We start from the raw sequence: 19,778 nt of genomic DNA on the forward strand, positions 1-19,778 counted from the left end.
AAAGTCGCGCTTCAGGCGCCGGCAAACTTCACACTGTGCACCGATACGACCTGATTAGCTGTCATGACTGCGGCGTGTTGTACCGCAAACGTCCGCTGCGTCCACGCGAAAAGGCGCGCTGCATCCGTTGCCGCTCGGTGTTGTATCGCGGCGCCCACGCGCGCGGCGCATCGGCCGAATTGAGCAAGGTGGTGGCGCTGACCCTGGGCGCCGCCTTCGTCTTCTTGATCGCCCAGTTTTTCCCCATCGTCGAACTCGACGTCAATGGCCTGACCTCCAGCGCCACCCTGCTCGGTTCCATCCGCGTGCTGTGGTCCGAGCAGATGCACATCGTGGCGACGATGGTCTTCCTGTTTACCATACTCTTTCCCGCCATCGAACTCGGTTCCCTGCTGTATGTGGCGCTGGGCTTGCGCGGCGGCGTCAAGGTGCCAGGCTTTAACCGCGTGCTGCGCGCCGTGCAGACGGCGCGCGAATGGGGCATGACGGAGGTGCTGATGATCGGCATCCTGATCACCGTCGTCAAGATGACCAGCCTGGCCACGGTGCTGCCGCAACCGGGGCTGTTCGCGTTTGGCGCGCTGACCCTGATGCTGGCCATCGTCGTCTCGTTCGACCCCAAGGCCCTGTGGAACCTGGGCGACGACCTGACCCGCCAGGCGCTGCCCGGCATCCGCTACAGGGCCTTCGCACCGGGCGAGAAGGTCTTGCCCTGCCATGCGTGCGGCCTGGTGGCGCCGCCGCTGGGCAAGGGCAAACACCTGGCGTGCGTGCGCTGCGGCACGGCCCTGCACGTGCGCAAACCGGACAGCATCAACCGCACCTGGGCCTTGCTGATCGCCGCCATGATCCTCTACATTCCCGCCAACCTGCTGCCCGTGATGGTGACGCAATCGCTGTTCGGCGCGCAGGACGACACCATCATGAGCGGCGTGGTGCTGTTCTGGACCAGCGGCTCGAAGGGCCTGGCCATCATCATTTTCATCGCCAGCGTGGTCGTGCCGATGCTGAAGCTGGGCGTGCTGGCGCTGCTGGCGTTCACGGCGCAGCGGCGTTCGCGCTGGCGGCCGCGCCAGCGCACCATTTTGTACCGCATGGTTGAATTCATCGGCCGCTGGTCCATGCTCGACATCTTTGTTGTCACCCTGACGGTGGCGCTGGTGCGCTTCAAGTCGCTGGCCGTGATCACGGCTGGACCCGGCGCGCTGGCCTTTGGCGCCGTGGTGGTGCTGACCATGCTGGCGGCGATGCAGTTCGACCCGCGCCTGATCTGGGATCCCGTCGACGGGCAGGTGCCTGGCGAGGAAGAACCCGTGGTGGTGGCAAATACCGGAAACAATACAGTGATTGGAGAACAGCATGGCTGACAAAGAAACGGGCGACCTTGCCGAAACCGGCGCACGGCCTCTGCCCGAACCCGACGTGGATCCGGCCAGCCGCTGGCTGCCGTCACTGGTGTGGCTCATTCCGCTGCTGGCCGCGCTGATCGGCGCCGGCCTGGCCGCCAAATCCATCCTCGACCAGGGACCCACGGTGACGGTTAGTTTCAAGAGCGCCGAAGGCCTGGAGCCGGGCAAGACCAAGGTCAAATACAAGGATGTCGATATCGGCCAGGTGCGCGCCATCACCCTGGGCGAGGACTTGAGCAAGGTGCTCGTGACGATCGACATGAGCAAGGAAGCGCGCCGCTTCGCCACCGCCGATTCGCGCTTCTGGGTGGTGCGCCCGCAGATCGGCGCCAGCGGCGTGACGGGGCTGGGCACCTTGCTGTCGGGCGCCTACATCGGCGTCGATACGGGCAAGTCGGAAGCCAAAAAGGACAACTTCGTCGGCATGGAAAATCCGCCAGCCGTGGCCGGTGACCAGAAGGGCAAGCTCTACACCCTGCACGCGGACAGTCTCGGTTCCGTCGATGTGGGCTCGCCCCTGTTCTTCCACCGCCTGCGCGTGGGCAAGGTGGTCAGCTTCGCGCTGGACAAGGATGGCAACGGCATCACCATGTCCGTTTTCGTGAATGCGCCGTACGACCAGTTCGTCGGCAAGAACGCGCGCTGGTGGCATGCCAGCGGCGTCGACGTGCGCTTGGATTCCAACGGCTTCAAACTGAATACGCAATCGCTGGCCGCCATGCTGGTGGGCGGCATCGCCTTCGAGGCGGAAAATGGCCGCAAGCCCGAAGAGCCGGCGCCGGCCAATACCAATTTCCGCCTGGCGGCCGACGAGGCCAGCGCCATGCGCGAACCCGATGGCGAGGCGATCACCACCGTATTCTATTTCGACCAGTCGCTGCGCGGCTTGCAGCCTGGCGCCACGGTGGACTTCCGCGGCATCGTGCTGGGCGAGGTGCGTTCGGTGGGCATCGAGTTCGATCCCGTGAAGAAGAACTTCCGCATGCCCGTCACCGTCAACCTGTACCCGGCCCGTCTGGGCATGCGCTTCAAGGCCGCCGTCGACGATGAGGAAGGCTCGGCCGGGCACCAGCTGCTCGAACGCATGGTCAGCCGCGGCTTGCGCGCGCAGCTACGCACGGGCAACTTGCTCACCAGCCAGCTGTACATCGCGCTCGACTTCTTCCCGAAAGCGCCGAAGGTGGCGCTCGATCCGAACAGGTATCCGCTGGAAGTGCCTACCGTGCCCAATACCCTCGATGAACTGCAGACGCAGATCGCCAGCATCGCCCGCAAGCTCGATCAGGTGCCGTATGCGGAGATCGGCAACAACCTGAATGCCACCATCAAGCAGGCCAATACCCTGTTCAAGCAGCTCGATGGCCAGGTGGTGCCGGAAATGCGCGATACCCTGACGGCGGCGAAACAGACCTTCGGTTCGGCCGAACAGGTGCTGCAGAAGGATTCGCCGCTGCAGTCGGACGTGCGCCAGGCCTTGCAGCAGCTGACGCAAACCCTGCAATCGCTCAATGCCTTGTCGGATTACCTGGAACGTCATCCCGAGTCCCTGATCCGCGGTAAAAAAGGAGATGAAAAAAAATGATGAAACCAATTTTTTCCGCGCTGCTGGCGGCCAGCCTGCTGGGCGCCTGCTCCACGCCCCAGCCCGAGCATTTCTATACGCTCAGCGGCGGCGCCGATGCGCAGCCGGCCAAGCCCGTCAAATACTATGTCGAGGTGCTGGCCGTCAGCGTGCCGCAGCAGGTGAGCCGCAACCAGTTTGTTGTGACGGCGCCGTCGGGCCGCATCGAATTGCTGGAGCAGCAGCGCTGGGCCGGGCCGCTGGCCGGCGAAATCGGCCAGGCCCTGTCGACGGCCGTGACGAACGACCTGGGCGCCATCGATGTGTTCCGCACGCCGCATCCGGACAACTTGCCCGTGTACCGCATCAGCACCAATGTGCAGCGTTTCGAGTCGGTGATGGGCCAGTATGCGCTGATCGACGCCGTGTGGAGCGTGCGCCAGCTGGCCACCAGCAAGGTGGTGACGTGCCGCACGATCGCCAATGAAAAGGTGGGCGCCGGCTACGATGAACTGGTGCTTGGCCATCGCCGCGCCGTGAACCGCATCGCCGCCGATGCGGCAAGTGTCGTGCGCGCTTTTGACAACGGCAACGCCGCCTGCCCGGCCGCCTGAGCGGCATTGCGCTACCCAGTCCCGGCGGCCGCTGGTAAAATGCGGCCATGGGAATGACCTTGTTCACGCGCCGCTTCGCCGCCTGGATCGCCTGTTTCGCGATCCTGCTGGCGGCGCTCGCGCCATCGATTTCCCAGGCCGTCGCCAACGCCAAGCAGGAATCCGGCTCCGGCTGGGCGGAAATCTGCTCGGTGGCCGGCATCCGTTTCGTCCAGCTTGTGCAGGCCGATGATGATGGCGCCGCCGACGGAAAATCTGGCGGCAAGGCCATGCAGATGGAGCATTGCGCCTTCTGTTCCACGCATGCGGGTTCCGTCGGCTTGCCGCCCGCCAGCCCCGTGCTGCCGCTGCCTGTGGCCAGCGGCACGGCCATTTTCCCGTCCCTGTACTACCAGTCCCCATCCCCCCTGTTCATCTGGTCCACCGCGCAGTCGCGCGCGCCGCCCGCCCTCGTTTAAGTTTTTGCCTTTCCAATGCTGGCGCTGTCCACCTTGCGGTGTGAGGCGCCGCATCCGCACACTTAAACGAGAATCACATGAACAAGACATTATTGGTGCTGGCTGCTGCCATCACTGTGGCTTACCCTTGTGCGCAGGCGCAGCAACCTGAGCAAACCGACCACGCGATCGACACCGTCGTCGTTTCCGGCTCGCGTGCGCAATCGTGGCTGTCCGAGACGCCGCAGGCCATCGGTGTCGTCAGCGCCAAAACGCTGGAACGCGACAAGCCCAAGACCATGGGCGATATCCTCAACCGCATCGCCGGCGTGTACTGGAATGACCTGGGCAACGAGCAGCACAGCATGAGCATCCGCCAGCCCATCGGCACGAATGCCGTCTACCAGTACCTGGAAGACGGCATCCCCATCCGTCCGCTGGGCGTCTTCAACCATAACTCGCTCAACGAGATGAACATGGCGGGGGCCAGCGGGGTGGAAGTGGTGAAGGGCGCCGCCTCCTCGCTGTATGGCAGCAATGCCGTCGGTGGCGCCGTCAATTTCCTCTCGGCCGGCGCCAGCGCCACGCCGACGGCCAAGGTCGGCGTGCGGCGCGACAGCGTGGCTGGCTTTACCCGCTACGATACGTCCGCCAGCGATACCTGGGGCCCGCTGGGATTGCGCTTTTCCCACTACAGTTCGCGCCGTTCGCGCGACAACTGGCAAGAGTACAGCTATGGCGACAAGGATTCGTTCTCGCTGCGCGCCGACTATGCGCTCAGTCCCACGTCGCAGCTGCGCGCCACCATCGTCCACACGGATCTCGATGCGGCCATGACGGGCAGCCTGTTCGAAAACGATTACCGCAATAATCGCGGCAAGAGCCTGAACACGTTCACCTACCGCAAGGACAAGACGACGCGCATGAATCTGGCGTGGGAGGGTGCGACGACGGCCAATGGCACGAGCACCGTCACCGTGTTTACGCGCAAGAACGACCATGGGCAGATTCCCGCGTATTCCATAGGCAGTTGCGCGGGCATGCTGTGCAAGGGCGTCATCAACAACAACCACGTCGATTCGCTGGGGCTGGACGTGAAGCACCAGCAGGAATTCGCGTGGCTGCGTTCGCGCCTGATCGCCGGTGTTTATGTGGACAAGAGCGACAATCCCTTCGTCAGCGACAACCTGTCCATCGTGCGCGATGCGGCCACAGGCCGCTACCTGCGCTATTCGCTGGCCAATGCCAGCAATCCGCAGGGCGTGCGCGACTACCAGACGGACATCCTCAACACGGCCGTCTTCGCGCAATGGGAGTTCTCTCCGCTGCCTGGCACGCGCGTGGTGCTGGGCGGCCGCTCGGACGCCATCCGCTACGACTACCATAATCATCTGGCGCCGGGCGGCAGCGTCAATTACGGCGCGCCCGACGAGTCGCGCAGCTTTTCGCATGTGAGTCCGAAGCTGGGCGCCACCTACGCCATCGGCCATGCGGGCAGCGCGTATGCAAACGTCAGCCAGGGTTTCACGCCGCCCGAAGTGAGCCAGCTGTATGGCAAGACGGGCATCGCCGACCTGCAGCCGTCCGTCTACAACAACTATGAGCTGGGCTTGCGCTGGGCTTTCCTGCAAGGACGGCTGAAACTCGACACGGCCCTGTACCGGCTCGACGGGCGCGACACCATCGTCAGCTATACGGTCTCGCCGGGCAACAGCGAAAACCGCAATGCGGGGCGCACGCGTAGCGAGGGCCTGGAGCTGGGGCTGAACTACGACAGCGGCCCGTTCGACGCGCGCTTCGCCACGGCCATCGCGCGCCACCGCTACCTGCGCTACCAGGTATCTGCCACTCTCGATTACAGCGGCCGCGCCATGCCGCAGGCGCCGCGCGACATCACGTCGATCGAGATCGGCTACAAGCCCGTGGCCGGCGCGCGTATCGCACTTGAAGCCGTGCACCAGGGCCGCTACTGGATGAACAACGCCAACACGGTGGAATACAAGGGCCATGCACTGCTGAATGTGCGCGCCAGCTACCAGCTCGCGCGCGGGCTGGAAGCGTGGGCGCAGGTGCGCAACCTGGCAGATAAACGCTATGCCGATTCGGCCAGCAGCAGTTACGCGGGCACGGGCAGCTACGCGGCCAATACGCAGAACCAGTACACGCCCGGCGCGCCGCGCAGCGTGATGCTGGGCCTGGGCTATACCTTCAACGCACTGTGAGGATGGCCATGGACGATTTCACCTTTCTCATCGCGCGGCGTAAAAGCCTGTACTGGCGCATCCACTTCTGGGCCGCGCTGATCGCCTCGCCGTTTGCCCTGGTGGCCACCCTGACGGGCATGTTGTATGTGTTCACGCCGCAGATCGAGGCCAGGCTGTACCAGCACCTCGATCATGTGGCGCCGCAGGACTCGATGCTGCCGCTGGACGCCGCCGTGACGGCGGCCGAACGGGCCGCGTCGCGCGGCTGGACGGTGCAGCACGTGGTGCCGCCGTTTCAACCGGATGACGCGGTGCAGGTGGCTTTTGCGCCGCCCGGCGGCGCGCAGGATGAACATGCGGGCCATGGCGGACATGCCGCGCCGGCCAAGCCGAAGTTTGGCCTGCCCGCGCAAGCCATCATCGTGTATGTGAATCCGTATGACGCGCGTGTGCTGGGCAGCCTGGCCAGCAGCGAGCGCTTCGGCAACTGGGCGAAAAAGCTGCATTCGCGTTTGCTGCAAAACGATGGCTGGCGCTGGATGATCGAACTGGCCGCCAGCTGGCTGATGGTGATGCTGGTGACGGGCGTGGTGCTGTGGTGGCCGCGCGGCGCCCAATCGGGCTTGCCAAAACGGGGCGCGCGGGGCCGCAATGGCTGGCGCCAGTGGCATGCGTTTCTCGGTGTGGCGCTCGGTATCGTCAGCGTCGTGATCCTGACGACGGGGCTGACGTGGAGCCAGCAGGCGGGCGGGCGCATCCGCGCGCTGCGCGACGTCAGCGGCCAGGCGCCGCCGCCCGTGCCGCGCGGCTTGCATTCGGCCGAGGCGGGCGCTCCGCTCGACTGGCAGGATGCGTGGCAAGTGGCGCGCAGCCATGCGCCCGCCATCGCCGTGCAGCTGACGGCGCCGGCCAGCCAGGACGATGTGTGGCGCGCCACCATGGCCGACCGCAGCCAGCCCACCTTGCGCTTCGATCTGCAATTCGATGCCTACAGCGGCAAGCCTTTGTACTATGCGGGCTGGGAAGCGCAGACGGCGTTCGGCAAGGCCACGGCCATCGGCATTCCATTCCACCGCGGCGAATTTGGCTGGTGGAACCAGGCCTTGCTGCTGCTGTTCGGCGCCAGCGTGCTGTTCTCGCTGGTGTCGGGCTGGGTGATGTTTTTCAAGCGGCGCTTGCCAGGCTCGCTGGGTTTGCCTAAGCTGCTGCCGGGCGCCTGGACCTCGCCTTCCATGCTGGCCTGGCTGGCGGCGGCCGGCATGTGCGCGCTGATGCCGCTGCTGCTCGTTTCCGGCGGCATGCTGTTGTTGCTGGAGCTGCTCCTGGCGAAATGCGGTGCGCGTATCGGCAGGGTGCGACTGCGCTAGAATAAGGGGTGCGGCCAGGCTCGTTGCCATGGGCCGCCCCCTTGTAACGGCTGAACATGGTATTCATCGACTTTCCCGCCTTGTCCGCACTGGCCGCCGCGTCGGCGCTGGTGACCAAAAAATGCAGCTGCTGCGCCGTCCCGCTGGACGCCTGGCAGCGCCTTCCCACTTCGCTGGAGCTGGACCGCTTTGAAGAAGTCGGCACCCTGCGCGAAGACCCGTACGAAGAACCGACGTTTGCCGAATACCACCCGCACGGCACGCGCTATGACAGCGTGGACGCGCCCATCGCCCCGCGCTACTATCCCGCGAACCTGAGCCAGGTGGCCCGCTGCCTGAACTGCGGCCGCCACTACCTGCGCTACAACGAGGCGGGCGGCTATTTTACGGAGCTGCGCATCCGCGCGCTGCGCCCGGCATTGCTGGCCGACGCCGCGTAGTGACGGCTACAGGCTTTCCTTGACGTGCGCGATGCCGTGTTCATCGTAGATCGAGTACACGGCAGCGAGGAGGTTTTCCAGTTCCGGCGAGCGGTCCATATGCCGCATGCTGAATAAAATGGGCGAGAACGCGTGCTTGTCGTCCAGCTTGCGGTACACGACGTTCCGGTGATGCATGGCCTGCACGCTTTCCGGCACGATGGAAATGCCCTGGCCAGCCGCCACCAGGCCCATGGAAATCTGCAGCTCGCGCACTTCCGTGACGGGGCCGGGCGTGACATTGCCTTCGCTGAACATGGCCAGCACCTGGTCGGCAAAGCTGGGGCGGGGCGCTTTCGGATACACGAGCAGGGTTTCGTGGACCAGGTCAGTCAGGCGCAATCCGCCTTCCCCCTTCGCCAGCCGGTGGCCCGGCGGCAGGGCCACCACCAAGCGCTCTTCGCGCAGCAGGATGCGGCGGATGCTGGGGTCCTCGCTTTTCAATCGTCCGAATCCCACGTCGATGCGGCCTTCCTTCAGGGCCTTCAACTGCTGCACCGTCGTCATTTCATGCAGGCTCACGTCGACCTCGGGATGACGCTCGCAAAAGCGGTGCACGATGTCGGGTAACTCCCCATACAGGGTCGAGGCGACAAAGCCGATCGACAGCGTGCGTTCCAGCTTGCCGACACGCTGTGTCATCGCCTGCAGGTCGCGCACCTGGTCGAGCAGGGGCCGCGCATGGGCGAGGAAAAACTCGCCCGCTTCCGTCAGCCGCAGCGGCCGTGACCCCTTTTCGATCAGCGCCACGCCCAGTATTTCTTCGAGCTGCTGCATCTGCCGGCTCAGCGGCGGCTGCGCGATGTGCAGGCGCGCGGCGGCCCGCGTGAAGTTCCTTTCCTCCGCGACCGCAACAAAGTAGCGCAAGTGCCGTAATTCCATCTTCATACCTTTCAGGTATAGGTTTGATACCAACTCGGTGTTGGACGTGGGGAGATTCGGGGCATATCGTGTCACCACTCCACAGAATTATACGGAATAAATATGATTCAAAATATCGAGACCTACCTGGTCGATGTGCCTACCATTCGACCGCACCGCATGTCGGTCGCCACCATGAATACGCAGACCCTGGTGCTGGTGCGGCTGCGCTGCGCCGACGGCATCACGGGCTGGGGCGAGGCCACCACCATCGGCGGCTTGGGCTACGGTGGCGAAAGCCCGGAAAGCATCAAGACGAATATCGACACCTATATCGCGCCGCTGCTGGTCGGCATGGAAGCGAGCGAAGTGGCCAAGGCGATGGCCAGGGTGCGCAAGGTCATCCAGGGCAACCGCTTCGCCAAGTGCGCGATCGAAACGGCCCTGCTGGACGCGCAGGCGCGCCGCCTGAACGTGCCGCTGTCGGAACTGCTGGGCGGCCGCGTGCGCGATGCGCTGCCCGTGGCCTGGGTGCTGGCCAGCGGCGACACGGCGCGCGATATCGCCGAAGGCGAAAAGATGCTGGAACTGCGCCGCCACCGCATCTTCAAGTTGAAGATCGGTCTGCGCGACGTGATGGATGACGTGGCCCACGTGCTGGAGATCAAGCGTGCGCTGGGCGAACGGGCCAGCGTGCGCGTCGACGTCAACCAGGCCTGGAGCGAGACGGACGCCGTGCGCGGTATCGCCGCACTGGAAGCGGGCGGCGTCGACCTGATCGAGCAACCCGTCAAGGCGGGCAACCGCGCCGCGCTGGCGCGCCTGAAGCAGCGTTTCGACGTGGCCATTATGGCCGATGAAGCCTTGCATGGCCCGGCCGATGCGCTGGCGCTGGCGCAAGCCGATGCGGCCGACGTGTATGCCGTGAAAATCACCCAGTCGGGCGGCTTGCTGCCGGCGCTGGAAGTGGCCACCGTGGCGCGTCTGGCCGGCGTGGGCCTGTACGGCGGCACCATGCTCGAAGGCGGGATCGGCACGGCCGCCACGGCCCACGTGTGCTCCACGTTCGCGGAACTGGCCTGGGGCACGGAGCTGTTCGGGCCACTGCTGCTGACGCAGGAAGTCTTGCGCGAGCCGCTCGTGTACCGCGACTTCATGCTGCAGGTGCCGACAGGGCCGGGCCTGGGCGTCGAGATCGATATGGACAAGCTGCGCGTCATGCAGCGTCAATAAGTCAGTCAAGGGAGAAACCATGTTATTCCATGTACGCATGAACGTGAATCTGCCATTGAGCATGCCCGCCGAGCAGGCGGCGCAGCTCAAGCAAACGGAAAAGGCACTGGCGCAGCGTCTGCAGCACGAGGGCAAGTGGCGCCACCTGTGGCGCATCGCCGGTCAGTACGCCAACGTCAGCGTCTTCGACGTGGACAGCGTGGACGAGCTGCACAACTTGCTCACTTCCTTGCCGCTTTTCCCCTACATGCAGATCGACGTGATGCCGCTGTGCCGCCATCCCTCGTCCGTGCGCGACGACGATTCCTGAGGAGACATGCAATGATAGGCAACGATATTGTGGGGAAAACGTGCTCGGTGGACGGTATTCGCCTGCATTACCGCACGGATGGCGAGCGCCGCAAGCCTTGCCTGGTCCTGTCGAATTCCCTCGGCACGGACCTGTCCATGTGGGAGGCGCAGGCGGCCGCGCTGAGCGACGAATTTTTTGTCGTGCGCTACGATACGCGTGGCCATGGCCAGTCGGCCAGCGGCGGCGCGCCATTCGGCATCGAACGGCTGGGGCAGGACGTGGTGGCGCTGCTCGACCATCTTGATATCGAACGCGCCGCCTTCTGCGGCATTTCCATGGGCGGTTTGACGGGCCAGTGGCTGGGCATACACCAGCCGCGGCGCTTGACGCACCTCGTGCTGGCGAATACGGCGGCGCGCATCGGCGGCGCCGCGCCGTGGCAGTTGCGGGCGGAGCAGGTGCGCCGCGACGGCATGGCCGCGGTGGCCGAGAGCGCGGCCGCGCGCTGGTTCACGCCGCAGTTCATCGAACGCGAAGCGGACACGGTGGCGCGCCTGGCCGGCATTTTGCTGCGCCAGGATGCGAGCGGTTACGCGGCCTGCTGCGACGTGCTGGCCCAGACGGATTTGCACGACGCCGTCGGCACGATCGCCGTGCCGACCCTGATCATCGCGGGCGAGCACGATCCCGTGACCACCATCGACGACGGGCGCTGGCTGCAGCAGCAGATCGCGGGCGCCCGCCTGGCCAGCCTGCCCGCTTCGCATATCTCGAATATCGAAGCGGCGGACTTGTTTACAGAACAATTGCGGACTTTTTTAGTGTGAGGCTTGCTGTACCGTATCGGTACGGCGGGAATGTGGTTTTCCCCTGAGCAGCGTCGCCGGCAAGACTGGCATGCGGCATGCGGCAGGGGAGGCTTTCTTGAAAAATAATAATAAGAAAAGCAGACTTGGAGTAGACGGATGGAAAACAGATTGATCATCATCGCCGCGGTCACGGTGGGCTATTTCGCCCTCATGTCGTACATTACCTATAGCGTGCGCAAGCATGCCAACAGCGCCGAGGGCATGACGGCGGGCGGGCGCAATTATCCCGCCTTCCTGATCGGGGCGCTCTTGTTGTCGGAATTCATCGGCAGCTCCGTCAGCATCGGCACGGCCCAGAAGGGCTATGAACTGGGCATTTCCGCCGCGTGGAATCTGGTGGCGCTGTCGCTGGGCTTTTTCCTGCTTGCCATCGTGCTGGTGAAAAAATACAAGGAAAGCGGGCAGTCGACGATTTCCGGCATCCTGGCGCAAACGTATGGCGAGCCAGTGCGCTATGCGGCGTCCATCCTCACCATCGTCGCGCTGAGCATCGTTGCCGTGGCCCTGTATGCGAGCGGCGGCGCCGTGCTGGCGGCCGTGCTGCACATCAACAAGACGGTCGCCATCTTGCTGGTCGGCGCCATCACCGTGATCTATGTCAGCCTGGGCGGCATGCGCTCGGTCGTGTACACCAATTTCGCCCATTCCATCGTCAAATACCTGGGCGTGATCCTGGCGCTGGCGTATGCGCTGGAGGCGACGGGCGGCATCGGCGAGTTGCAGGCGCAATTGCCGGCCAAGATGTTCAACTGGGTCGAGATCGGCTGGGGCCAGATCATCGCCTGGATGATCGGCGGCATCGGTTCCATCTTCGCCACGCAATACGTGATCCAGGCGCTGGTCAGCACGGATAACCCGGCCGTGGCCAAGCGCGCCTGCTATTACGTGTCGTCGCTGATGATCCCGTTCGGCCTGATGGCGGCCCTGATCGGCATGTGCAGCGCCGTACTGTATCCGGGCATGAAGTCGATCGACGCGTTTCCCACGATGATCGCCCACATGCCGGCGTTTTCCGCCAGCATCATGATCGTCGGCCTGGCCGGCGCCCTGTTCGGCGGTATTTCCGCCACCACCCTGGCATCGGCCACCCTGGCCATGAAGGATTTTTATGATCCCTGGTATAACAAGGCGAAGAACGACGCGAAATCGCTGATGTTCCTGCGCATCGCCATCGTCGTGGCGGGCCTGCTGCCGCTGGTGCTGGCGCTGTATGCGGAAAAACTGCTGATGATCGCCTTCCTGGGCAAGGCCCTGCGCGCCACGCTGGCCGTGCTGGTGCTGATGGCCTTTTATGCGCCGAAATTCGGCACGCCGCGCGGCGCCTTTGTCGGCGTGATCGTCTCGGTGATCGCCACGATTGGCTGGTTCCTGGCGGGCAATCCGTACGGCGTGGACAGTTCCTACCTGGCGCTGGCCGGTCCGCTGCTGACCATGGGCATTAGCCATGTGTTCAAGCCGGCGCAGCCGGTGGGTACCGCGCCGGCCGTGAAATAGACTTAGGCGGGAGCCGCCTTCAGCCAGCGCATCAGGCGCGGCTGGAGGTAGGGCAGGAACACGAGGAAACACAGGCCCACGCACAGGTTGAAAATCAGGTGGGCGGCCGCCACGGCCGTGCCTGCCAGCGGCAGCAAGGCGTCCGACAGGGCGGGAATGAAGGGGAAGAAGGCCAGCGCGCCGGCCAGGTTGAACAGGAAGTTGGCCTTGGCCGTAGCTTGCGCGTTGGCGCTCATTTGCAGGCTCGACAGCAGCGCCGTCGAGGTAGAGCCGACATTCGCGCCCACGACGATGGCGATGGCCGCTTCGGCCGGGATCAGCTGGTGCTGCGTCAGCACGATGGCCAGGCCGGTGGATACGCTGCTCGATTGCACCAGCGCCGTAAATAGCGCGCCCATCAGCAAGGCGATCCACGGTTCGCGCGCCTGCGCCAGGGTATCGACAAACCACGGTTGCGCCTGCAGCGGCTTGAGTTCGCTCGAGATCAGGTCCAGGGCGAAGAAGATCAAGCCAAAGTAAAACGCCGCCTTGCCCAGCGCCTGTATCTTGCTGGGCAGGCTGGAGACGAGGGCGCCGGCAATGATGAACAGCGGGCCGATGCCCGTCAGCTTCATCGACACCAGCCAGGCCGTGGCCGTCGTGCCGACATTCGCCCCCAGGAGGATTGCCAGGCTGCCCGCAAAGCTGATCACCTGCGCATCGACGAGGGCGACGGCCAGCGCCGTCGTGGCGCTGCTTGACTGCACCAGCGCCGTGGCGATGGCGCCGACGAGAAAGCCATACCAGCGGTTGGTGGTGACCCTGGCCAGCCAGGCTTGCATGCCCGCGCCGCCCATCGCTTGCAGTTCACGGCTGAAAGCTTGCAAGCTGTACAAGAACAGCACCACGGCCGAGACGGCCGCGATCAATACCTGGAAATGATTCATGGAGCGGTGCGAGTGAGCGTCGGGGAAGACGCGATCATACCAGCCCTGTCAGGTAGTAAATACCGATCACTAAAAACACGGCTACCGTCTTGATGACGGTGATGCCGAAAATGTCGCGGTAGGACTGGCGGTGCGTGAGGCCCGTGACGGCCAGCAGGGTGATCACGGCGCCATTGTGCGGCAAGGTATCCATGCCGCCGCTGGCCATGGCCACCACGCGGTGCATGACTTCGAGCGGAATGTGCGCCTGCTGCGCGGCTTGGATAAAACTGTCCGACATGGCTGCCAGCGCGATGCTCATGCCGCCCGAGGCCGAGCCCGTGATGCCGGCCAGGGTCGTCACGGACACGGCCGCGTTGACGAGCGGATCGGGCACGCTGCGCAGGGTGTTGCTGACGGCAAGAAAGCCGGGCAGCGCGGCGATGACGCCGCCAAAGCCGTATTCGGATGCCGTATTCATGGCCGCCAGCAAGGCGCCGCCCACGGCCGCCTTGGTGCCTTCGGCAAAGGCGGCGCGGATGCGCCCGAAGGCGGTAATGCAGACGAGCAAAATTCCCAGTAGCAAGGCGCCTTCCACGGCCCAGATGCCGGTCACGGAGGCTATCGACGTCGACACGGGCGCATGCAAGCCGGGCAGGGCGTCGGCGGTGAGCACGTAGCTGTCGCCGTACCATTGGGGAATCAGTTTGGTCAGCGCAAAGTTGGCCACACCGACCAGCACCAGAGGCGCCACCGACAGCAGCGGATGGGGCAAGTCGCCCATGTCGGCCGTGGCCTTGTCGGCCTCGGCCCCATAACCTTCGCCCGTCGCCATGACGGAGCGCCTGCGCCATTCGAGGAAGGCCAGTCCCATGATCACCGTCAGCACGGCGCCTATCGTGCCCAGCCACGGCGCGGCCCAGCCGGTCGTATTGAAAAAGGTGGTGGGGATGATGTTCTGGATCTGCGGCGTGCCCGGCAAGGTATCCATGGTGAAGGAAAACGCGCCCAGGGCGATAGCGCCCGGCATCAGCCGCTTGGGGATATTGCTCTGGCGGTACAGTTCAGCAGCAAATGGATAGACGGCGAACACCACCACGAACAGCGACACGCCGCCGTACGTCAGGGCTGCGCACACGGCAACGATGACGGCATTCGCGCGCGCACTGCCGATATAACGAATGGCGGCCACGACGATGGACTGTGAAAAGCCGGACAGCTCAATTAGTTTACCGAACACGGCACCGAGCAAAAATACGGGGAAATACAGCTTGATAAAGCCCACCATCTTTTCCATGAAGATGCCGCTGAAGACAGCCGGCACGGCGGACGGATCGGTCAGCAGCACGGCACCGAGCGCGGCGACGGGCGCAAACAGGATCACGCTATAGCCGCGGTAGGCGGCCAGCATGAGGAAGGCCAGTGCGGCCAGAACTATCAGGAAAGACATATGGCTGGGCCCTTGCGCGATGAAGGTGTTTAATTAATCAATTATTCAATTAATATCACACTTCGCGGGCACACGCTAACGCGCAGGTAAAGGTGCTTGAAGATTGCGTGGGCAAGAAAGCAAGGGGGTAAAGTGACTCTGGACAAAAGTATTCGAATTGCCCTTCTGCCTGTCTAAGCGTCGCGTCGGCCGTTGGACTTCCTTCGAATTAATTACCAAGCCATGCCTTTCAATGCCTCCCCTAGTTGATGCATAAAAATCAAGAACCGTACCATGACAATCAGTGTCGCAATAAAAAGCAATCCATACTGTTCACTGATCGTGATTCTTCCTGTTTTCCCCAGCTTGACCCATGCCCAAATAAACAGGCACAGTGCGAGGCATGCAAGTGGGATTTTCAGTGGCCGGTCATTGAAACGTGGCACGCTGATACCTGTGAATATCCCAAGAAACTCAGTCGGATGATCGATCAGGAGCAGGAAAAAGGCGAGGATCGGGAGAAATCCAGTGAGCAGTCCAAGGAGATAGGCTTTCTTCTTGCTTGCCGCTTGCTTCGACGGATGGTTCATCATGGCTTGGACGCCTTCTCAGAAATTTATATCAACCAGCGACGCAGACTTGTCACGCGAATTCAGATAAGGAAGGATGCCGATGGCATTTCAGGATGCTGGCCGGGATGGGAGGATTCGAACTTGCTTATACGTTGAAAAGCAAAGAAAATCCGATACGCCGACATGGTCGGGCCGCGGCAATTCCACTTGGCGCGACTCCACCGTCAGGGTATTCAAAATTAAATCAACGCTTAGCTCAGACATTGATCGTGTTCGAATGCAAAGCATGCGGTCAGTGTTCAGCAATTTGCTTGAGTTGGCTGACGTCTCTCAGCACCTGTCCATACGATCGATACAAGTTGGCCGCCGGCAGGCGGCCTTGTTGCGCCATTAGCGCATGCACCTGCTGCAGGCGATAGAAGGGTACGTGTGGATATTCATGATGCTCGATATGGTAATGGATACGATGCGGTCCGACGAAAAAAGTTTGCCAGCTGCGCCGTACGACGGTACGCGCACTGAATCGCTGATCTTCCGACGCCCGGTAGCCCGCGTGCTCGGTGATCGCGCGTATGCGCCCGAACAGCGGTAGCAAGGTCAGCGCTGGTAAGATCCAAAGCCCGAAATACAGCGCTGCATGTCCTGCCGCCACGAGCAGGCCGATCATCACGCCCTGTACCGCAACGATGCTGGCGATTGCGTAGAACCTCTTGCTGTGGCCGGCAGCCTTGTGCGGATTGCGGCCACGCAGCCTGGCGCGCACCAGATTGCGCGCGCTGAGGAAGTATCCAATGCCTGTGGCATCTTTGAACAAACGCCACACCAATTCCCTACGCGTCACGGGGTAGTCGTCGATGCCGAATATGGTGGCGACCGGATCGTCGGCTACCATCGGTGCACGGTGATGCTGCAAGTGGCCGCTGCGATAAAAATCCATCACCAGCAGAAGTGGCGCTGCCGCGAACAGTTGGCCTGCGATGTCGTTCAGGTGCCGATGCGACAGCAGGGTACCGTGAGCGCTTTCATGCATCAGAACGGCTAGCGCGAGCTGGGTGCGGGCGACCAGGACCGCGCTTAGCAGGAACACCAGCGGATAGGGAAAGCGGATAGCCGCGGCGAAGCAGGCAGCAATCAGCGCCCAGTCAAGCGCGACGGCGAGTAGTGCGCGCGGATTGCTGATCGTTGTGAGATGCGCCGGTAATGGGGGCCTCATGATGGACGCCTCATCGGTGGACAGACCGCGCGGCCAGCTCGTACAGCACCGCTACCCAGCTCTGCAGGCGTGCGCCGGCTACCGCGCGGCCGTCCGGCGCAGGCAAGGTGGGGGCGCTTTGTAGCAGATCGGCGCACGCGCTGCACAGGTCTTGGGCGAACGTTGGCGCGTCGCCGCGCCAGACGACGATGCGATGCGCCAGCCCCAGCGCCGCCGCGCGCGCTGCGTTGATTTTCTGCTCCGGCTGCTCGGTTAGCACCAGAACGATGGGCCGACCGTAGACCAGTGCCACCGACAACGCCGCCATGCCGGGTGCCGAGACGATCAGGTTGCTGGCGGCAGCTTGCCGCACCCAGTCGGCGTCCTGCGCCTTCCATCGCGCGCGTCCGGCATAGCCCTCGCCGACCAGCGTTGCGTGCATGCCGGCGAGGAGCAAGCCGGTTTCGATCCCATCGGCCAGGCAGGGGTCGCGGAAATGGGGATTGAGGTAGACGGCTGCGCTTGCCTGCACGCGCGGCACTGCGGCGTCAAACAGCGCGGCCACAACGACCGGAGTCGGCAGGCGGAATGTGGCGCCGTCGCAAGTCGCCTCGTAGCTGAAGTCGTGCTCAATGCGCGCTAAGCTGGCGTTGATCTGCCATCCGACGATGCGATGGAACAGGCGTGAGAGGATAGCTGGTAGTCGCCCGGAAAAATTGTTTTGAACCGCCTGCCGCAAGCTGGTGCCGTAGATGTGTACCACCTTGCCCCGCCATGCCGGCATGCAGCCCATGAACAGCAATGCCGGGTGAAATGAGTCGTTGATGATTAAGTCCGCGCTGCGCAGAGCGATGCGTAGTTGCATCATGTCGCGGCACATCCGCGACGGTCGAAACAGATAGTTGGCGATATTTGCGTCGGTTTCTGCGGACAGCATGTTTTGCCGGGTGTCAAACTGGACTGCGTAGTGGCGCGACAGCACTTGCGCAGTGATGCCGAATCCGGCCAGGAAAGCGACGCCTTCGTCCGATGTGGTCAGTACATCGACATCGGCGCCGTATTCGCGCAACGCATGCGTGAGTAGTTGCGCGCGCATCAGGTGACCGCGGGCGTCGGCCGTTGCCAGATAGGTCACCTTGATGGTGTTCATGGACGTGCGGGCCACAGCCGCAACGCGGCGCCGGCCAGATACATGATGAGCGCGCTGGAGACGCCCCAGGCACGATCGATGGCGCGAATCTCATCGAGCAGCGATGCCAGGCTCCCGTGTTCGGACGGCAGCACCAGACGTGCCAGCGTATGCTGGCACAAGCGAACGTGGCGGTCTTCATCGCACAGCACACCAACCAACAGGGGATATAGCGGATGAACTGCGCCAATCAGCGCGCAATGGCGCCGCAGAACGCGGGTGAACGTCTGTTCGGCGCACAAGCCGATAGCGAACGCCGGGATGAGGTGGCCTGCGGAAAAGCTGCTACTGTAGCGATGCGCGAGTGTGCGCCATTGCGCGATCTTGCGTAGGGTGAGCGCATCGGGGCGCGCGGACAAAGGCACCGGCGCTATCCCGCCCCGCGCCGTTAGCGCAGCCGCAAACAGCGAAGCATGACGCCGTTCGTCCGCCAGGTGCTTTTCCATTTGTCGCGCCAGCCAGGCCGGCGGCTGGCCCAGCAGGTCAGACTGCAGCGCGATTTCGCTGGCCTCCTCGCCTATCAGGTAGATACGCAACAGCAGCCGTTCACCGGCCACGCTGGCATGCAGTTGGCGCAGGGCGGCACGCTTGATGCGGTCGACCCAGCGCGCCTGCATGGCCGGCAAGCCGCATAGTGGCGGCGCTGCCAAGCGGGCCGGCAGCGGCCATCCATCAGCGTGCAAGCGCATCGCCCGCCGCCAGCTGATTGCCCAGCACGAGCCCGATAAAGCTTTGCTGCAGGAAAGCCGCCGCCGCATTGCCGGCCCCGGCAAAGGCCTGTTGCTGGTCGCCGTAACGCAGGTAGCCCTGGCCGTGCACGGCGCCGATGGTCAGCTTGTCGCGCGCGGCGAAGCCACGCTTCATCATCGGCTTGAGCAGCGGGTGGTCGCTCAGGCCGTACAGGAACAGTTCGCGCTGGACCACTTGGTCGGGGATTTTGCCGGTCAGCGCTTCGAGCTCGAATGACCAAGTGCCGTGCGCCAGCAGGGCGCCGGCGTTGCCGGCGCCTAGCGGATCGCTGTGCAGCCGTGCGCGCATCACAGGCTTGGCTACCTTACCTGCACCGAGCGCGATGGTGATGTCGGGATCGCCCGGCTTCGCGCCGCGGTTGTCACGTACCTGTACCAGGTGGCTGGACAGGCGCGCGGCCAGGGCGGGATCGGACACCAGCTTTGTGGCTTGCTCGAACGATACCAGCACACGTCGGCCACTTGCTGCCGGCACGTCCACCAGATAGGGGTCGACACGTACCGCGCTGAATGCCCCCTTGACCGGTGTATGCGCATGGCTGCTGACTGACCAACTGTCTCCGGATTTACTCAGTATCAGGTGGACGCTGACCGGTACGCGGCGGCCCGCTTCGTCCAGTGCCGAGCCTTGCAACAGCACATCGCCGACGATGGTCTTTTTGCCATAACTGCGGGCGTTGTTGAAGTGAATCTGGTACGAGCTGGTGTCGACAGCTGCCGTGGTGGCCTGGTCGTCGAGGCCGATGCGGTTACACATCTCGGCACGCGTGTTCACCTCGGGAAGCGGGCAGCCGCTGGCTGATGCAAAATAATGAACGCCACGCCCCTCCAGGTCGGTGGCGCGGGCGCTACCGGTCAGCGCCAGCAAACTCAGGGCTGCCCATTGCAAAGTGGTGTAGGAACGGTGCAAGGTCATGGTAGG

The 19,778-nt window shown here is 63.6% G+C and carries 19 protein-coding genes; 11 read left to right on the plus strand and 8 right to left on the minus strand.

Going from position 1 to position 19,778, the window contains the following annotated elements; all coding sequences use genetic code 11:
* The first annotated feature begins 74 nt into the window (after positions 1-74).
* The 7 genes from FG13_RS24045 to FG13_RS24075 all read left to right on the plus strand — a co-directional run bounded on the left by FG13_RS24045 (position 75) and on the right by FG13_RS24075 (position 8,032).
* On the plus strand, positions 75-1,367 hold the full coding sequence (locus tag FG13_RS24045) for a paraquat-inducible protein A (protein WP_442905210.1): 1,293 nt from the start codon (positions 75-77) through the stop codon (positions 1,365-1,367).
* Entirely contained in the window at positions 1,360-2,991 is a 1,632-nt protein-coding gene (locus tag FG13_RS24050; protein WP_035825049.1) for a PqiB family protein, read from the plus strand. The genes FG13_RS24045 and FG13_RS24050 overlap by 8 nt, the downstream gene beginning before the upstream one ends.
* Positions 2,988-3,584: a PqiC family protein gene (locus tag FG13_RS24055; protein ID WP_035825051.1), complete on the plus strand. Its 597-nt coding sequence runs from the start codon at positions 2,988-2,990 to the stop codon at positions 3,582-3,584. Before FG13_RS24050 ends, FG13_RS24055 begins: the two co-directional genes overlap by 4 nt.
* A 47-nt stretch (positions 3,585-3,631) precedes the next feature.
* On the plus strand, positions 3,632-4,042 hold the full coding sequence (locus tag FG13_RS24060; protein WP_235211796.1) for a DUF2946 domain-containing protein: 411 nt from the start codon (positions 3,632-3,634) through the stop codon (positions 4,040-4,042).
* A 77-nt stretch (positions 4,043-4,119) separates the two neighbouring features.
* Positions 4,120-6,243 (plus strand): TonB-dependent receptor family protein, encoded by a 2,124-nt coding sequence (locus FG13_RS24065; RefSeq protein WP_035825056.1) that lies wholly within the window; start codon positions 4,120-4,122, stop codon positions 6,241-6,243.
* Between the two features lie 8 nt (positions 6,244-6,251).
* Positions 6,252-7,592, plus strand: coding sequence for a PepSY-associated TM helix domain-containing protein (locus FG13_RS24070; protein ID WP_035828664.1), 1,341 nt, complete (start codon positions 6,252-6,254; stop codon positions 7,590-7,592).
* A gap of 56 nt (positions 7,593-7,648) precedes the next feature.
* Positions 7,649-8,032: a hypothetical protein gene (locus FG13_RS24075; RefSeq protein WP_035825058.1), complete on the plus strand. Its 384-nt coding sequence runs from the start codon at positions 7,649-7,651 to the stop codon at positions 8,030-8,032.
* A gap of 6 nt (positions 8,033-8,038) precedes the next feature.
* Here FG13_RS24075 and FG13_RS24080 read toward each other — a convergent pair whose 3' ends face one another.
* A complete protein-coding gene (locus tag FG13_RS24080; protein WP_035828665.1) occupies positions 8,039-8,953 on the minus strand; it encodes a LysR family transcriptional regulator in 915 nt (304 codons plus the stop codon).
* A 102-nt stretch (positions 8,954-9,055) separates the two neighbouring features.
* On the opposite strand from FG13_RS24080, the gene FG13_RS24085 reads away from it, so the two are divergent.
* The 4 genes from FG13_RS24085 (at position 9,056) to FG13_RS24100 (ending at position 12,820) form a co-directional block, all read left to right on the plus strand.
* Positions 9,056-10,165, plus strand: coding sequence for a muconate/chloromuconate family cycloisomerase (locus FG13_RS24085; RefSeq protein ID WP_035825060.1), 1,110 nt, complete (start codon positions 9,056-9,058; stop codon positions 10,163-10,165).
* A gap of 19 nt (positions 10,166-10,184) precedes the next feature.
* Complete coding sequence (gene catC, locus FG13_RS24090; RefSeq protein ID WP_035825063.1) at positions 10,185-10,475, plus strand: muconolactone Delta-isomerase; 291 nt, start codon at positions 10,185-10,187, stop codon at positions 10,473-10,475.
* A gap of 11 nt (positions 10,476-10,486) precedes the next feature.
* Positions 10,487-11,284, plus strand: coding sequence for a 3-oxoadipate enol-lactonase (pcaD, locus tag FG13_RS24095; protein WP_035825066.1), 798 nt, complete (start codon positions 10,487-10,489; stop codon positions 11,282-11,284).
* Between the two features lie 138 nt (positions 11,285-11,422).
* The gene (locus FG13_RS24100; protein WP_035825068.1) at positions 11,423-12,820 is read left to right on the plus strand and encodes a sodium:solute symporter family protein; all 1,398 of its coding nucleotides are present in this window, start codon (positions 11,423-11,425) and stop codon (positions 12,818-12,820) included.
* Positions 12,821-12,822: 2 nt separating this feature from the next.
* Here FG13_RS24100 and FG13_RS24105 read toward each other — a convergent pair whose 3' ends face one another.
* The 7 genes from FG13_RS24105 to FG13_RS24135 all read right to left on the minus strand — a co-directional run bounded on the left by FG13_RS24105 (position 12,823) and on the right by FG13_RS24135 (position 19,772).
* Complete coding sequence (locus FG13_RS24105; RefSeq protein ID WP_051959398.1) at positions 12,823-13,746, minus strand: Na/Pi cotransporter family protein; 924 nt, start codon at positions 13,744-13,746, stop codon at positions 12,823-12,825.
* 34 nt (positions 13,747-13,780) lie between these two features.
* Positions 13,781-15,175 (minus strand): GntP family permease, encoded by a 1,395-nt coding sequence (locus FG13_RS24110; protein ID WP_035825070.1) that lies wholly within the window; start codon positions 15,173-15,175, stop codon positions 13,781-13,783.
* 212 nt (positions 15,176-15,387) lie between these two features.
* Positions 15,388-15,747: a hypothetical protein gene (locus FG13_RS24115; protein ID WP_035825071.1), complete on the minus strand. Its 360-nt coding sequence runs from the start codon at positions 15,745-15,747 to the stop codon at positions 15,388-15,390.
* A 271-nt stretch (positions 15,748-16,018) separates the two neighbouring features.
* Complete coding sequence (locus FG13_RS24120) at positions 16,019-16,939, minus strand: fatty acid desaturase family protein (protein ID WP_035825073.1); 921 nt, start codon at positions 16,937-16,939, stop codon at positions 16,019-16,021.
* A gap of 10 nt (positions 16,940-16,949) precedes the next feature.
* Positions 16,950-18,068 (minus strand): hypothetical protein, encoded by a 1,119-nt coding sequence (locus FG13_RS24125; protein ID WP_035825076.1) that lies wholly within the window; start codon positions 18,066-18,068, stop codon positions 16,950-16,952.
* Positions 18,065-18,724: a ferritin-like domain-containing protein gene (locus FG13_RS24130; RefSeq protein ID WP_235211797.1), complete on the minus strand. Its 660-nt coding sequence runs from the start codon at positions 18,722-18,724 to the stop codon at positions 18,065-18,067. The genes FG13_RS24125 and FG13_RS24130 overlap by 4 nt, the downstream gene beginning before the upstream one ends.
* A gap of 55 nt (positions 18,725-18,779) precedes the next feature.
* Entirely contained in the window at positions 18,780-19,772 is a 993-nt protein-coding gene (locus FG13_RS24135; protein WP_035825081.1) for a hypothetical protein, read from the minus strand.
* Positions 19,773-19,778: the final 6 nt, after the last annotated feature.

Source organism: Janthinobacterium sp. RA13 (assembly GCF_000745325.1).
Taxonomy (GTDB): Bacteria; Pseudomonadota; Gammaproteobacteria; order Burkholderiales; family Burkholderiaceae_D; genus Janthinobacterium; species Janthinobacterium rivuli.

Bases quoted from the DNA above. Each gene is read 5' to 3' on its own strand.
- FG13_RS24050 (WP_035825049.1), top strand. From the start codon at position 1,360: ATGGCTGACAAAGAAACGGGCGACCTTGCCGAAACCGGCGCACGGCCT.
- FG13_RS24055 (WP_035825051.1), top strand. From the start codon at position 2,988: ATGATGAAACCAATTTTTTCCGCGCTGCTGGCGGCCAGCCTGCTGGGC.
- FG13_RS24060 (WP_235211796.1), top strand. From the start codon at position 3,632: ATGGGAATGACCTTGTTCACGCGCCGCTTCGCCGCCTGGATCGCCTGT.
- FG13_RS24065 (WP_035825056.1), top strand. From the start codon at position 4,120: ATGAACAAGACATTATTGGTGCTGGCTGCTGCCATCACTGTGGCTTAC.
- FG13_RS24070 (WP_035828664.1), top strand. From the start codon at position 6,252: ATGGACGATTTCACCTTTCTCATCGCGCGGCGTAAAAGCCTGTACTGG.
- FG13_RS24075 (WP_035825058.1), top strand. From the start codon at position 7,649: ATGGTATTCATCGACTTTCCCGCCTTGTCCGCACTGGCCGCCGCGTCG.
- FG13_RS24080 (WP_035828665.1), bottom strand. From the start codon at position 8,953: ATGGAATTACGGCACTTGCGCTACTTTGTTGCGGTCGCGGAGGAAAGG.
- FG13_RS24085 (WP_035825060.1), top strand. From the start codon at position 9,056: ATGATTCAAAATATCGAGACCTACCTGGTCGATGTGCCTACCATTCGA.
- catC (WP_035825063.1), top strand. From the start codon at position 10,185: ATGTTATTCCATGTACGCATGAACGTGAATCTGCCATTGAGCATGCCC.
- pcaD (WP_035825066.1), top strand. From the start codon at position 10,487: ATGATAGGCAACGATATTGTGGGGAAAACGTGCTCGGTGGACGGTATT.
- FG13_RS24100 (WP_035825068.1), top strand. From the start codon at position 11,423: ATGGAAAACAGATTGATCATCATCGCCGCGGTCACGGTGGGCTATTTC.
- FG13_RS24105 (WP_051959398.1), bottom strand. From the start codon at position 13,746: ATGAATCATTTCCAGGTATTGATCGCGGCCGTCTCGGCCGTGGTGCTG.
- FG13_RS24110 (WP_035825070.1), bottom strand. From the start codon at position 15,175: ATGTCTTTCCTGATAGTTCTGGCCGCACTGGCCTTCCTCATGCTGGCC.
- FG13_RS24115 (WP_035825071.1), bottom strand. From the start codon at position 15,747: ATGATGAACCATCCGTCGAAGCAAGCGGCAAGCAAGAAGAAAGCCTAT.
- FG13_RS24120 (WP_035825073.1), bottom strand. From the start codon at position 16,939: ATGAGGCCCCCATTACCGGCGCATCTCACAACGATCAGCAATCCGCGC.
- FG13_RS24125 (WP_035825076.1), bottom strand. From the start codon at position 18,068: ATGAACACCATCAAGGTGACCTATCTGGCAACGGCCGACGCCCGCGGT.
- FG13_RS24130 (WP_235211797.1), bottom strand. From the start codon at position 18,724: ATGCAGGCGCGCTGGGTCGACCGCATCAAGCGTGCCGCCCTGCGCCAA.
- FG13_RS24135 (WP_035825081.1), bottom strand. From the start codon at position 19,772: ATGACCTTGCACCGTTCCTACACCACTTTGCAATGGGCAGCCCTGAGT.